The following is a 13,656-nucleotide window of genomic DNA, read 5'->3' on the forward strand; positions in this document are numbered from 1 at the left end:
ACAAAAAAACATCAATAAGTCCCTGACCCCGGATCGATCGCTAGGGGTTCTGACTAACGGGCGTTCATCCAGCGGTGCGCATGGGGGAGCGATAGCGAGGGCTTTGGCGGCATTTTTCCCGAGATATCTGCTCCAGCAAGCCGGGGCGGCGCGCTCGACCGGCGCCGCATCGAGCATAGTCGTGCGCGCATGGCCTGTATCGCGCTCCCTCCCTAACTGTCAAAAGCGCGATCTGCGCGGCAAAGTCCGATACCCCATCGCTCGTAATTTCCGGTCACACCCGCCCGCTGGCCTGGGCGGTTTTGACAGTTACGGGGAGAGATCGATGCAACCAATTCGAAACGTCTCGATCGCGCGTGCAGTGTCGCTCGCGCTGTTGTTGGCGGGCGGCGCTCAGATGAACGAGGCGCTGGCACAGAGTACTTCGCAAGCTGCGTCGAGCAGCGAGCAGGATCGGGAGCTGCTGGAAACCATCACCGTCGAGGCCGAGCGCGCCCGCAGCGTGTACACCGGCATTTCGACCACCGGCACCAAGTCCACGACGCCGCTGAACGAAACGCCGCAAGCCATCACCGTGATCACTTCCGACTGGATGGAGATGCAGAACATCCAGAACGTCGAAGATGCCCTGCGCTATGCGGCGGGCGTGAAGACCTCGCCTTACGGCAACGATCCTCGCAACGATACGTTCTTCATTCGCGGTTTCAACCAGACGACCTCCGGCCTGTATCGCGACGGCCTCACGACGCCGAACGGCCAATACGGCAACTGGCGCAGCGAGCCGTTCGCGCTCGAGCGCGTCGAAGTCCTGCGCGGGCCCAGCTCGATGCTGTACGGCGCGAACAGCCCCGGCGGCCTGGTGAATCAGATGTCCAAGCGGCCCACCGCGAAGCCGGTGGCGAATTTTCAGGTCGAGTACGGCAGCTTCGAGAGCAAGCAGGCCGGCTTCGATCTGGGCGGAGCGGTCAATGCCGATGAGACCGTGCTGGTGCGCGGGATAGGCGTGCTGCGCGATGCTGAAACGCAGGTCGATTTCGTCGACAACAAGCGTAAATACCTGATGCCGGCGGTGACCTTCCGTCCGAGCGACAAGCTGATCTGGACGCTGCTCGGCGAATACCAGGTCGACGAGCTCGGCAAGGCCAATGCCTATCCCACGCGGGGCATTCTGCTGCCGAACGTCAACGGCCGGGTGCCGACCAATCGTTTCGTCGGCGAGCCGAGCTTCGACAATTTCGATCGCGATCAGGTGGCGGGGACGTCGCTGCTGACCTGGCACCTGTCCGACGCGCTGACGCTGCGTCAGAACACGCGCTTCGCCAACATGAAGCTCGACTATCAGACGGTGAACCCGGCGGGGCTGCAAGCGAACCAGCGCTTCTTCAATCGCCAGGCGGTGGTCTCGAAGGAGGACACCGACATCCTGACCACCGACACCACGCTGGAAGCCAAATGGTCGCACGGCATCTTCGATCACACGCTGGTGACCGGCATCGATTATCAGAAGAAAGATCTGGATTACCGTATCGGCATGGGCACGGCGCCGGCACTGGATCTGTTCACGCCGAGCTATGGCGTGTCGATCACGCGGCCCGCTTACACCACCTTCGTCGATCAGAGCGTCGATCAGCTGGGCTTCTATGCGCAGGAGCATCTGAAGATCGCCGATCATTTCGTGGTGTTGCTGGGCGGGCGTTACGATCAGGTCGAGCGCGAGACCAATACGGCCAAGGACGATCAGAGCGAGTTCACCTATCGCGTCGGTCTGGTCTATCTCACCGACAACGGCTTCTCGCCGTATGTGAGCTACGCCACCAGCTTCACGCCGCTGTTCGGCACCAACCTGCGTGGCGAGAGCTACGATCCGGAATCCGGTGAACAGGTCGAAGTCGGCCTGAAGTATCAGCCGGTGGGCAAGGCGGTGTCGTTCACGCTCGCGGCCTTCGACCTGCGTCGTCAGAACATCCAGACCGCCGATCCGAACGATCCGCAGAACACGGTCCAGAGCGGCGAGATCGCCTCCAAGGGCGTGGAATTCGAGACCTCCTACAGCATCGGCAATATCGATCTGGTGGCCTCGGCGGCCTACAACGACGTCGAGATCACCAAGAGCAACAACGGCGATCGCGGCCTCACCCCCTTCGGCGTGCCGGATTGGTATGGCTCGGTCTGGGCGCACTATGAGTTCGAGAACGGGCCGATGCAGGGCCTGGGCTTCGGCGGCGGTGTGCGTTACGTCGGTGAGAGCCTGGACAGCACCAACACGGTCGAATCCGATGCCAGCACGCTGCTGGACGTGATGGCGTCGTACACGTTCGGCAAGTGGCGCGTGGCGTTGAATGGCACCAACGTGCTCGATAAGACGTACGTATCGGCGGTGTTCAATGCCAACAGCTACGCGTACTACGGCAACCGCCGCGCGTGGACGCTCGGCTTGAACTACAGCTACTGAAGTCGACTCGGGTCAGCGCGGACGGATCACGATCTCGTGCTCCGTCCGCTGGATCGACAGATCCGGCTCGCGCCTCAGCAGATCGGCGAGCGAGGCGGGATCGTCCGCGTCGAACGCCCCTGAGAAAATGAACGAGCCCGGTGGCAGATGTTCCACTCGCAGTCGCAAGGTTCGGTTGTAGCGATTGAACTCCGCCGCGATGTCCTCGAGCGGGGTTCGTTTGAAGATGAGCTTGCGCCGCTGCCACGCGATGGCGTCATCGATGTCGGCGGATTCGTCGCGCTCGATGCTGCCGGTCTTGGCAACTTCCGCAGCCTGTCCTGCAATCAATGGTGGCGCGGTCGCGGGCACGGCGGCGTTGGAGCCAGTCGCGGCGGTTGGCTGGATGCTCACTTTGCCTTCCACCACGGACACGGTCGCGGTGCCATCCGCTTTCACATAAACGTTGAACTGCGTGCCGACCGCCTGCACGAGCGCCTTGGGCGTGTGCACGCGGAACGGTCGCGACTGATCGGCCGCCACTTTGAACAACACTTCGCCTTGCGACAGCTCGATGTCGCGCGTGTGCCGGCTCAAGCGCACTTCGACCCGGGACTGCGCGTTGAGATTCAGGACCGAGCCGTCCGCGAGCGGCACGACGCGCTGTTCGCCGATTCCGGTTTCGATCCGCTGATCGGGGCGCAGTCCGAACCAGAAGGCAGCGACCGTCGCCACCAGACAAGCGGCTGCGGCCCATGGCCAGCGCCGACGCGAGCCCGGAGCGTCCGGCGCCGATGCCATTGCGGCGAGCGAGCCCGGCAGGGGCAGGGTGTGCGGCGAGGCCTGCTTCAGCAGGGTGTCCAGATCGAATGTGTTGCCGGCAAAGATGGCGCGCATCGCCGCAGCTTCGCTCGCGATTGCCAGGAAAGCTTCCAGGTGACGGGGCGATTCGCTCAGCCAGCGTATGAAGTCGGCGTGCTGCCGTTCGTTGCCGAGCCGCAGCGTCTCGTACCATTCGGCGGCCTGGTGAGCGACCAGGCGGTCGATTTGTCGTTGCAATGTCATCGCTGCGAGTCCTTGCGGTCGCGTCCGGGGCGCTGGCCGTCGAGCGCCAGTTTCAACGCCGCTCGTCCATGCATGACGTAGGTGGCGATGGTGCTGGGAGTGAAGCCGCTGGCCTTGGCCGCCTCCTTGTAGGACATGCCCTGACCCTCGACCAGCAGCAGCGCGGTCAGGTACTGGGCCGGCAGGCGGTTGAGTGCCGCAAGCACGTCTTCCTGCACGGCAAGCTGTTCGGCATCCTGATCGGAGGAGTGCCCTTCGCGCGCTGCGCCGTCGCCGGTCAGGGCGGAGTCGAAGGTGACTGGATTGCGGCGCGCGTCGTTGAGCGAGTCGCCGACCACGTGAAAGGCGATCCGGAACAGATAGGCGAGCGGATTGCGAACCGTCTCGCTCTGGTCCTTACGGCGCAGGAACAGCTCGAAGATTTCCTGGGTCAGATCGGCCACGTCCTCCCGGCTGCGCACGCGCTTGGTCAGGTAGCGGTGCAGAGTCTGCGCATAGCGGCTGAGCGCCGCTGCGGACAGCGGTGCGGTGGTCGCATTGGCCTGGAATCGAGGTGCCTTCATCGATACGGTGCAAAACCTGAAACGAGGGGCTGGCGTTATTAAAGAGGCCGGTCGGGGTCATTTCATAGATGGGAAATTCACGCCCTCCATGAAATGACCCGTCGGGCGCTCTTCAACGGATATGGGGAGGCAACATCTGGTGCTGAACAATCGAACTCGGCTGGCCGCGGCGCTGCTCGCGCTCGGCATGCTGAGCATTGCACTGGCCGAGGAGCGGGACGCGGCACCCGGCCGGGTGAGCTTTGACATTCCCAAGCAGCCGCTCAGTGGAGCGCTGGCGGAGTGGGCGCGCCAGTCCGGTCTGCAGGTGTTGCATCGGAATCTGGACACCGCTCTGAACGAGACGGTGTCGATCGCAGTGGCCGGCCAGCTGCCGCCGATGGAGGCGCTCCAGCGCTTGCTGGAGCACACCGGGCTGAGCTACGAGCTCATCAATGAGCGCACGGTGCGGATCGCGCCCGCGCCCGGCCCCTCGACGCAGCTGCTCGAAGAGCAGGACATGACCGAGGTGCTGGTGCAGAGCCGGCGGCCGTTCACCGATCAGAACATGGACATCGTGCGCACCGCCGATGATGTGCAGCCCTATCAGATTCTGAGCAGCGAGAAGATCGAGCGGTCCGGCGCGGGCAATGTCGAGGAGTTCCTCAAACAGAACCTGACGATGAATGCCACCGCGCAGACCAACGGCGCGCAGGCCAACAACTTTCTCGGCAACACCAGCTCCATCAACCTGCGCGGACTGGGGGCGAACCAGACGCTGATCCTGATCAATGGCCGGCGCACCGCTGCCCCCGTGTTCTTCGGCGCCGTCAATCAGCCCGACATCAACGGCATTCCGCTGGCGGCCATCGATCGTATCGAAACGTTGCCGACCTCGGCGTCGGCGATCTATGGCGGCGCGGCTCTCGGTGGCGTGATCAACGTCGTGCTCAAGCACGACTATCGGGGCGGCGATCTCAAGGTGTTCCATGACATGTCGAGCGATGGTGCCGCCGCGCGCAGTGCCGTCGACGGTGCCTATGGCATGGCCTTCGAGAACGGCAAGACCAGCGTGATGGTCAGCGGCTACTACTCCGAATCCGACGCGATGCGAATCGCGGATCGGCCGGAGCTGGCGTCGCGGGGTCTCGATACCATCATCAATAACAATCCGTCGTTGATCTCCTCGACGACGTTGCCCTACAGCTTCGGCACGACGCCGAACATCGTCGCGAGCGATGGCGGCCTGCTCACGCTGCGCGATGGCAGGCCGCTCAATTCGGCGATGACCTATATTCCCGCCGGGTTCACTGCCGGATCGGATCCCGCCGCGCTGCTGGCCAATGCAGGCGGCGTCAACTACACGCGCCCCGACATCATGAGCCGGATCGGCAACGTCGCTTCGCTAAAGGGACAAATCGGTGCGGAAGCCGCCGTGAAATCCTTCGGCGTGGTGGCACGGCGGCAGATGACGGAGAACCTGGAAGCGTTCGCCGAATATTTCTACGCCGGTAACGCCACCAGCACGGTGACCAATCCGATGGCCGACAACTATCGGATCGCCGGCACCGCGCCCACCAATCCGTTTCAACAGTCAGTCAACGTCAGTATCCCCGTCGACATCACCCAGCCTTATGAAACGGGCAGTATCACGCGGCGCGCCGTTGTCGGTGCGGTCGTGGATCTGCCGAACGACTGGCGGGGCGAGGCGGACTACACCTGGAGCTCGAGTCGCGCGAATTATCGCAGCGTGGGTTTCGACGCAAACGCTCTGCAAACCGCACTCAACACCGGCGTGGTGAATCCGTTCGTCGACACGCTGCGTTCACCGCTCGAGCTGTCGGCGTACTACGCACCGTTCGCCTACACGGCGCCTTCGCGTCTCGATGACTATGCCGTGCGCCTCGCCGGTCCGCTGCCAGCATTGTGGGCCGGCTCGCCGACGCTCGCCATCGGCATCGGTCATCGCAAGGAGGGACTGGATAACGGCTATTTCCAACGGGTCTCGCCGGACTTTCCGGACAGCGGATACACCCGTTACACCACTTTCCTGAATCAATCGCAGACCACCGACAGCGTCTATCTGGAAACCTCGTTTCCGATCGTGTCTCGCGGCAATGACGTGCCTGGCGTGCGCGCGCTGGATTTGCAGGTTGCCGTACGCACCGAACGCTACGACGTCGATACGGGCACGGGGTCGCAGAACACCGGTCCCGACCGGCGAGTCGACTGGTCCGCGATAGATCGCAACACCGTCGAGTACACCTCGACCAATCCCACGCTCGGGCTGCGTTACAAACCCATCGACAGTCTGACGTTCCGTGCCAGCTATGCGACCGCGTTCCTGCCGCCCGCGTATTCGCAGATCGTCGCAGGCACGCTCGATCCGGTGCCGCTGACAGTGATCGATCCGCGACGCGGATTGACTGTCGTCACCGTCAATCGTATTCGAGGCGGCAATCCAGACCTGAAGCCGCAGGAGTCCACCAGCTGGAATGTCGGTGTGATTTTCCAGCCGTCGTTTCTGCCAGGGGCGCGCTTCAACCTGGAGTGGTACCGCATCGATCAGTCCAATGTGATTCTGACGCCGACGGCGCAGCAGATCATCGACAGCGAAGCGCAGTTTCCAGGACGCGTGCAGCGCGCTGCGCCGGCGGCTGGAGATCCCTACCAGGTCGGTCCGATCACACTGGTCGACTACAGCCTGGTCAACGCCACTGAGTCGCGCACCGACGGCTTCGATTTCACCGCCTCCTATCGCTGGCGAACCCAGCGCTATGGTTCGTTTCTGTTCACCGCGCAAGCCACGCGCATCGACAGTTACAAAGTGCAGAGCTCGCTCGGCTCGCCGCTGCAGGAGATCGCCAATCAGGTGGCCTACGGTGCGCCGCTGAAATTTCGTAGCAATGCCGCGTTGATCTGGTATCGCGGTCCGTGGTCCGCGGGTTGGGTGGTGTCTTACTTCGGCGCCTATCCGCAATACAACGTCGGCACCGATATTTATGTGCGCGCCCAGGGCGACACCGAAGTGGACAGCCAGAGCTACCACGACATCTCGGGAAGTTATCGTTTCGCGGCGACGCGCGGCGCGCTGGCCGGCGTCGCTGTGCAATTCGGCGTGAAGAACCTCTTCAACCAGCGGCCGCCGCTCGATGTTTATTTTCCCGCGTATCTCTATTCCAGCCCTTTCGGGGACTCGCGGTTGCGCACTGTGTGGGCTTCGCTGGGCAAACGGTTCTGACTCGTTGAGTCGTAAAAGCGTCACTTCAGAACAATTGAATTTCTCGGGATTCGCCCATCGCTTAACGTTTGGGTGGGCCCCTCCACCATAGGTCTGTCCCCCAGAGGCGTTCGTGATCGAGATCAACATGCAAAGACAATTCGATGGGACCGGGCGTTTGCAAGGCGCGGCTCTGGCATTGACCCTGGCGCTGTCCCTGGCATTGAGCACCGTCAGCCACGCCGCGGCGGCGCCTAGCCAGCCGGTGTTCTCCAACCCGATCCAATTGCCGACCGAGCAGGGACCGCTGCTCGCCGACGAAGGGTTCATCGTCGTCAAGGAAAACCGCGGCAAGGCCGACAGCCGCGACATCCTGGTCAACTACCTGCGTTTCCGCTCGCGCGGCGAGACGGGGCGCGAGCCACTCTTCGTGCTTCCCGGCGGCCCGGGCGATTTGCTGGATCGTCGTGACTTCGCCAAGAAACATTATCCGCATTCGCTCATCCGAGCATCGCTCTATCGTCACACCGCGCATCGCGATGTCGTCGTCGTGAACCAGCGCGGCAACTTCTGGGCGCTCGGCAACAATGGCGGCTTCGAAGCGCCTCGGCCCACGCCGGTGCCGGGCAACGACGAGACCCGAGAGCAGGCCACCGAGCGTTGGAAACAATCCATCGATCAGACGTTCAAGACGCTCGCGGCCGGCGGCGTCGACCTGTCGGGTTACGACATCATCAACATGGTCGAGGACGTCGAGGAAGTGCGTGTCGCGCTCGGCTACGGCAAGGTCATCATGAGCGGGATCAGCTTCGGCTCGCAGTGGGGGCTCTCGTACATGCGAGTGCATCCCGAGAATGTCAGCCGTGCCATGTTCAGCGGCGTGGAGCCGGTGGATTATGGATACGATTCGCCGCAAGCCCTGTGGGGAGTGCTCGAGCGCATTGCTTCGGCCGCGGAGAAATCACCCGTTGCCTCACAGCTGCCCAAGGGCGGCTTGATTCTCGCGGTCAAGACCATCCTCGCACGCCTGGAGAAGGCGCTGGCGACGGTGGAAGTGAAAGATCCGGCGACGGGCAAGGCCGTGACGGTCACTGTGCGTGCGGACGATTTTCGTGCGCTGCTGTTCAGCCCGTGGCGTGGCAAGTCGCTGCGCGACTCTCCGGCGATGTGGCCGAAGTTCGTCACCGAAGTTTACAACGGCGACTATCGCTACGTCGGGGCTCGGAAGCTGCAGGGCTTGTTTCCCTTCAATGGCAACGTGAATCTGCCGCTGGTCGATATCAGCCTCGGCATCACCGCCAGGCGCGATGCCAGGCTGAAGAAGGAGCCGGCGGTTGCGCTCATCGGCGATCCGAATTCGTTCTATCGCAGCTGGGCGTCGGTGACCCCGACCAAGGTGGTCGACGACGACTTCCGCAACTTCTATCCCATCTCGATCCCGACGTTGCTGATTCAGGGCGACATGGACTGGAGCACGCCGTTGGACAACGTGCTGGACCTGGGCAAGCACCTGCAGACCGGCGCGGTGATCACGGTGCACACCGGCACTCACATCGTCGGCTACGAGCTGCAGCAGTTTCAGCCCGAGCTGGCCGAGAAGGTCGCCGCGTTCATCGATCTCGATACCCAGAGCGCGCTTGACGCTGCAACCCTGCTGAAATCATTTCCTTCCGAGGTCAACCTGCCGTTACAGTTCGAGGCGCCGCAATCCACGGCTTTGTACGATCGGCTTTGACGATGAAACGACTCGCCTGGTGTTTGAGCGTCACCGTTTGGTTCGGTATTTCTACGGTTGCCTCGGCTGAGGATGTTACTCCTCAGCAGTTGCAGGCCGCACTGGAGAAAGCGGTGGAGCAAGGGGCGCCAGGCGTGTCGGCCGCGATCGCCACTCGCGACGGCATCATCTGGACCGGCACGGCGGGCTATGCCGACGTGAAGGTGAAGACGCCGCTCACGACCTCGACCCTGTTCGGCGTGGGCAGCATCACCAAGGTGTTCGTCACCACGGTGATCATGCAGCTCTCGCAGGAAGGGCGCCTCGATCTGAATCGCACGGCCGCCGATATTCTCGGCGGCGACGTCACCAAGGGCATCGCCAATGCCGATCGCGCGACGCTCGCGCAGTTGCTGGCCCATACCGGCGGCGTTGCCAGTTGGGAAGACGATCCTCGCTGGATTCGCGAAGGCCGCGGCAGCAAGCTCAAGCCGGCGCACGTGTGGGGCAAGACCGAAACGCTCGACTACATTCGCGGTGCCGGGCATCCGGCACTGAACGAGCCGGGCGAGCAGCACAATTACTCGAACACCAACTACACCTTGCTGGGGCTGGTGATCGAGAAGGTGACCGGCAACACCGCGGAATCGGAGATCCGTCGACGAGTGCTCGAACCGCTGGGGATGCGGGACACGTTCCTCGAAGGTTTCGAGAGCTTCGATACCAGCAAGCTGCCGCATCGCTATCACTGGGCGACCCCGACCTTCGAACAGACCGCGGGCATTGCCAAGGGCTTCAAGCGTGTGCGCCCGGATCTGATCGATGCCACCGGCTCGAATCTTTCGGTGGAGTGGACCGCGGGCGGCATGGTGTCGACGCCTTCCGATCTCACGCGACTGGCCGTGGCGTTGCGTGATGCTCGCATCATCGCGCCGGCGAGCCTGAAGTTCATGACGCAGTGGCAGCCGATATCCGAGCGTGCCGCCGAGGTCGGTCATGGATTGTTCCGAACACGGACCGCCGCCGGCACTGTCATTGGTCACAACGGCAGCGTGCTCGGCTTTACCGGGAGCTTCTACTGGACCGAGCACGGCGATGCCGTGGTCGCGGTTACCAGCAACGTGGGCACGATGCATGCGGGCGACGTGCCGACGTCGGCATCTCACGTCGCCAACAAGTCCGAGTTCGCGACGCTGGCGGTCCGCTTCGCCGAGCAATACGTCGCTCCGGCCATCGGCGCGAACGTCGCGACGACTTACCAATCGCTGCTCGCCAACGAGCGTGTCAGCCGAGCGTTGGACTTCATCAAGAAGAACGACGAACAGACGCTGAAAGAGCAGATCGAGATCGCGGAGATTCCCGCGCCGCCGTTCAAGGAACAAACGCGCGCTCGCGACTTCCAGGCACGCTTGCAGAAGCTCGGGTTGCAGACGAGCATCGACTCGGAAGGCAATGTCATCGCCACCCGCAAAGGCTCGGGGCAGGGCGGCACCCTGGTGCTCTCGGCTCACCTCGATACGGTCTTTCCCGAAGGCACCGATGTGACGGTGCGCAAGCAGGGCGAGCGTTACTACGGTCGAGGGCTCGCCGATGACACTCGCGGTCTGGTTGCCGTGCTCGCGGTGTTGCGAGCGATGCAGGATGCGAACATTCGTACGCGTGGTGATGTGATGTTCGTCGGCACCGTCGGTGAGGAGGGGCTCGGCAATCTGCGCGGTGTCAAAGCGCTGCTTCAGCAGAACAAGAACATCGATGGCTTCATCACGATTGAGCCGGGTGGCGATCGTATCGGTGTCGGCGCGACCGGCAGCCGCCGTTGGAAAGTCACATTCAAAGGCCCGGGCGGACACAGCTCGGTGAACTTCGGCGTCGCCAGCGCGATTCACGCCATGGGTCGAGCCATCACGCACATTTCGGATCTGCAGCCGCCAGTGCAGCCGCGAACCACGTTCACCGTCGGGGTGGTGTCGGGCGGTACTTCGATCAATACGATTGCCTCGCAAGCAGTGATGGAAGTGGATATCCGTTCCGACAGCGCCGCAGCGCTCGCTGGGTTCGAGAAACAAGTGCTCGCGGCGGTGGATCGTGGCGTGCAGGAAGAGAATCTGCGCTGGCACAGTCAGCAGATCTCCGCCGACCGGGAGCTCGCGGGTGATCGTCCGGCGGGAACGACGAGTGCGGATTCAGCGCTCGTCAGCGCCGCCCGGCAATCGTATGTAGCCCTGCAGCGACCCGATGCGAATCTGGCCACCGTCAGCACGGACACGAACGCGGCGGTCGCGCTCGGCGTGCCCGCGATCATGCTGTCGGGTGGCGGCCTTGCCGGCGATCTGCACTCGCCGGGCGAATGGTTCGATCCGAAGGACGCCTGGGTCGGGCCGCAGGTCGCGCTGCTGACGGTGTTGGGACTGGTGGGGGTCGATGGAGTGACTCAGCCGCTGCTGGAAGATCGACGCAACTGAGTATCGCCGCATGATCCGACGCAAGAGTTTCGTTGTGCTGCTGTTCGCTGTGCTGTGCGCGCCGCTGGCCGCGATGGCCGATGAGACGGGCGCCAGTAAATCGATCCAGATCGGCGTCGAGACATCGATCTGGTCGCAAACGCTCGGTGAGAACCGGCCGCTGCGGATCTATACACCGCCATCACAACAGGAGCGCCGGGCGCCGGCCGCCGTGCTGTATCTGCTGGACGGTGCGAACAACTTTGTTCACACCGCCGCGGCCGTGGATTTTCTCATCGGGACCGGACGCATCCCGGAGATGATCGTCGTCGGCATTCCCAACCTCGATCGCGGCAAGGATCTGACGCCGGGCCCGACGGGCGGCGACCGCTTCCTGACGTTTCTCACGACGGAGCTGGCGCCGTGGGTCGAGCGTCGCTATCAAACCGCGCCGTTCCGAATCATCGCAGGGCACTCGCGCGGCGGGTTGTTCACTTTGAATACACTGCTGAATCATCCCGAGGCATTCAACGGCTACATCGCGATGAGCCCCGCCTTGTGGTGGAACAATCAAGCGGTGCTCGGCGACATGGAGGCGAAGCTCAAACGGTTGCCGCCGCGCCGGTTTCTTTACATGACCGACGGCGATGAAGCGGAACAGCTCACCAGTTCGGTGGCGAAGAGCGTGGCTGTGCTCGAACGCGCGGCGCCGAATAACCTCGAGTGGCACTACACGCGGCTGAAGAACGAAGAGCATATGAGCACGCCGCATCGTTCCATCTACGATGGCTTGGAAAATATGTTCTCCGGCATGCAGGTGCCGCGAGACCTGCTGCGTGCTCAGGGGCTGAAAGGCATCGAGCAGCACTACGCCGCTTTGCCTGGCCGCTACGGGTTCGATATTCCGCTGCCGCTGGGCATGGTGGACTGGTGCGGCTATTACCTGATGCAGCAGGGCAAGCCGGAGATGGCCGTCGATGTGTTCCGACACAACGTCGAGCTGAATCCGCTTTCGATTCGGGTCTACGGGAGCCTGGCCACCGCGCTGACCGCGGCTGGTCGCCAGAAGGAGGCGCTGGAAGCGTTGAACAAGGCGTATCAGCTGGCCGAGGCACCCTGATGAGGGCGATGTAGACGTCCACAGCCAGTCATCAATATGACATAGGGGCGTGAAACTATTCGGCAGCCGCATGCATGACAGCCCCAGATCCTATACCCAAGTGCTCGACGCGCTGGGATACTGGTCTACCCCCGTGCCGATGCGCATCTGCGATGCTTACCTGCGCAAGTGAGACTGCCATGAACGACCTGCCGGAGCTCGACCACGACGAGCTGATACTGCGTATCGGCCGCGATCTGGCCGACAGCTATGACGAAGAGCTGGAGATGGAGTTCGAGGACCATCATCCGCTGCCCGAGGGCCAGGGCCCGATGCATGGCGAGGCGGAAAAGGAGTATCGACGTCATTACTTCCGGCAACTGCTCCGCCTGCAGGCGGAACTGGTCAAGCTGCAGGACTGGGTGGTCGCCACCGGGCAGAAGATCGTCATTCTGTTCGAAGGGCGGGACGCCGCGGGCAAGGGTGGCGCGATCAAGCGCATCACGCAACGACTCAATCCTCGTGCCTGTCGCGTGGTGGCGCTGCCGGCGCCGAACGATCGGGAGCGCACACAGTGGTATTTCCAGCGCTATGTGACCCACCTGCCGGCCGCCGGTGAAATCGTTCTGTTCGACCGCAGCTGGTACAACCGCGCCGGCGTCGAGCACGTGATGGGCTTTTGCACGCCGGAGGAATACGAAGAGTTCTTCCGCTCGGTGCCGGAGTTCGAGCGCATGCTGGTGCGATCGGGTATCCATCTGCTGAAGTACTGGTTCTCCATCACGGATGAGGAGCAGCACCTGCGATTCCTCGGCCGCATTCACGACCCACTCAAGCAATGGAAGCTCAGTCCCATGGATCTGGAGTCGCGCCGCCTCTGGGAGGATTACACCAAGGCGAAAGAGATCATGCTGGATCGTTCGCACATCCCCGAGGCGCGCTGGTGGGTCGTGCAGGCCGTCGACAAGAAGCGCGCCCGCTTGAACTGCATCGATCATCTGTTGAAGCAGTTCCCCTACGCAGAGGTGCAGAAGCCGTCGGTCTCGCTACCGCAGCGTGAGCGGCACGAAGACTATTCGCGGCAGGCCGTGCCGCCGGAAATGCTGGTGCCGGAGGTTTATTGACCCACGCAGGCATGACGCGG

8 protein-coding genes are annotated in these 13,656 nt (G+C 62.9%); 6 read left to right on the forward strand and 2 right to left on the reverse strand.

Features of this window, described 5'->3' with window-relative positions; genetic code table 11:
• The first annotated feature begins 325 nt into the window (after positions 1-325).
• On the forward strand, positions 326-2,452 hold the full coding sequence (locus EKO19_RS25425; protein ID WP_129779806.1) for a TonB-dependent siderophore receptor: 2,127 nt from the start codon (positions 326-328) through the stop codon (positions 2,450-2,452).
• Positions 2,453-2,464: 12 nt separating this feature from the next.
• On the opposite strand, the gene EKO19_RS25430 is transcribed toward EKO19_RS25425, so the two are convergent.
• Complete coding sequence (locus tag EKO19_RS25430; RefSeq protein WP_129779808.1) at positions 2,465-3,496, reverse strand: FecR family protein; 1,032 nt, start codon at positions 3,494-3,496, stop codon at positions 2,465-2,467.
• Positions 3,493-4,059 carry an RNA polymerase sigma factor gene (locus EKO19_RS25435; RefSeq protein WP_129779810.1) on the reverse strand — a complete coding sequence of 189 codons (567 nt, stop codon included), beginning with the start codon at positions 4,057-4,059 and terminating at the stop codon, positions 3,493-3,495. Before EKO19_RS25435 ends, EKO19_RS25430 begins: the two co-directional genes overlap by 4 nt.
• 139 nt (positions 4,060-4,198) lie before the next feature.
• Here EKO19_RS25435 and EKO19_RS25440 point away from each other — a divergent pair, with 139 nt between their 5' ends.
• The 5 genes from EKO19_RS25440 to ppk2 all read left to right on the forward strand — a co-directional run bounded on the left by EKO19_RS25440 (position 4,199) and on the right by ppk2 (position 13,636).
• The gene (locus EKO19_RS25440; RefSeq protein WP_175597188.1) at positions 4,199-7,279 is read left to right on the forward strand and encodes a TonB-dependent receptor; all 3,081 of its coding nucleotides are present in this window, start codon (positions 4,199-4,201) and stop codon (positions 7,277-7,279) included.
• Positions 7,280-7,406: 127 nt separating this feature from the next.
• Positions 7,407-8,993, forward strand: coding sequence for an alpha/beta fold hydrolase (locus EKO19_RS25445; protein WP_129779814.1), 1,587 nt, complete (start codon positions 7,407-7,409; stop codon positions 8,991-8,993).
• Between the two features lie 2 nt (positions 8,994-8,995).
• The gene (locus EKO19_RS25450) at positions 8,996-11,434 is read left to right on the forward strand and encodes a M20/M25/M40 family metallo-hydrolase (protein ID WP_129779816.1); all 2,439 of its coding nucleotides are present in this window, start codon (positions 8,996-8,998) and stop codon (positions 11,432-11,434) included.
• A gap of 10 nt (positions 11,435-11,444) precedes the next feature.
• Positions 11,445-12,533: an alpha/beta hydrolase gene (locus EKO19_RS25455; RefSeq protein WP_129779818.1), complete on the forward strand. Its 1,089-nt coding sequence runs from the start codon at positions 11,445-11,447 to the stop codon at positions 12,531-12,533.
• 179 nt (positions 12,534-12,712) lie between these two features.
• A complete protein-coding gene (gene ppk2 / locus EKO19_RS25460; protein WP_129779820.1) occupies positions 12,713-13,636 on the forward strand; it encodes a polyphosphate kinase 2 in 924 nt (307 codons plus the stop codon).
• Positions 13,637-13,656 lie beyond the last annotated feature (20 nt).

The sequence above is a fragment of the Peristeroidobacter soli genome, from assembly GCF_004138485.1.
Classification (GTDB): Bacteria; Pseudomonadota; Gammaproteobacteria; order Steroidobacterales; family Steroidobacteraceae; genus Steroidobacter; species Steroidobacter soli.

What these genes read in the sequence shown, in the direction of transcription:
- EKO19_RS25425 (WP_129779806.1), top strand. Translation starts at nt 326, where the DNA reads ATGCAACCAATTCGAAACGTCTCGATCGCGCGTGCAGTGTCGCTCGCG.
- EKO19_RS25430 (WP_129779808.1), bottom strand. Translation starts at nt 3,496, where the DNA reads ATGACATTGCAACGACAAATCGACCGCCTGGTCGCTCACCAGGCCGCC.
- EKO19_RS25435 (WP_129779810.1), bottom strand. Translation starts at nt 4,059, where the DNA reads ATGAAGGCACCTCGATTCCAGGCCAATGCGACCACCGCACCGCTGTCC.
- EKO19_RS25445 (WP_129779814.1), top strand. Translation starts at nt 7,407, where the DNA reads ATGCAAAGACAATTCGATGGGACCGGGCGTTTGCAAGGCGCGGCTCTG.
- EKO19_RS25450 (WP_129779816.1), top strand. Translation starts at nt 8,996, where the DNA reads ATGAAACGACTCGCCTGGTGTTTGAGCGTCACCGTTTGGTTCGGTATT.
- EKO19_RS25455 (WP_129779818.1), top strand. Translation starts at nt 11,445, where the DNA reads ATGATCCGACGCAAGAGTTTCGTTGTGCTGCTGTTCGCTGTGCTGTGC.
- ppk2 (WP_129779820.1), top strand. Translation starts at nt 12,713, where the DNA reads ATGAACGACCTGCCGGAGCTCGACCACGACGAGCTGATACTGCGTATC.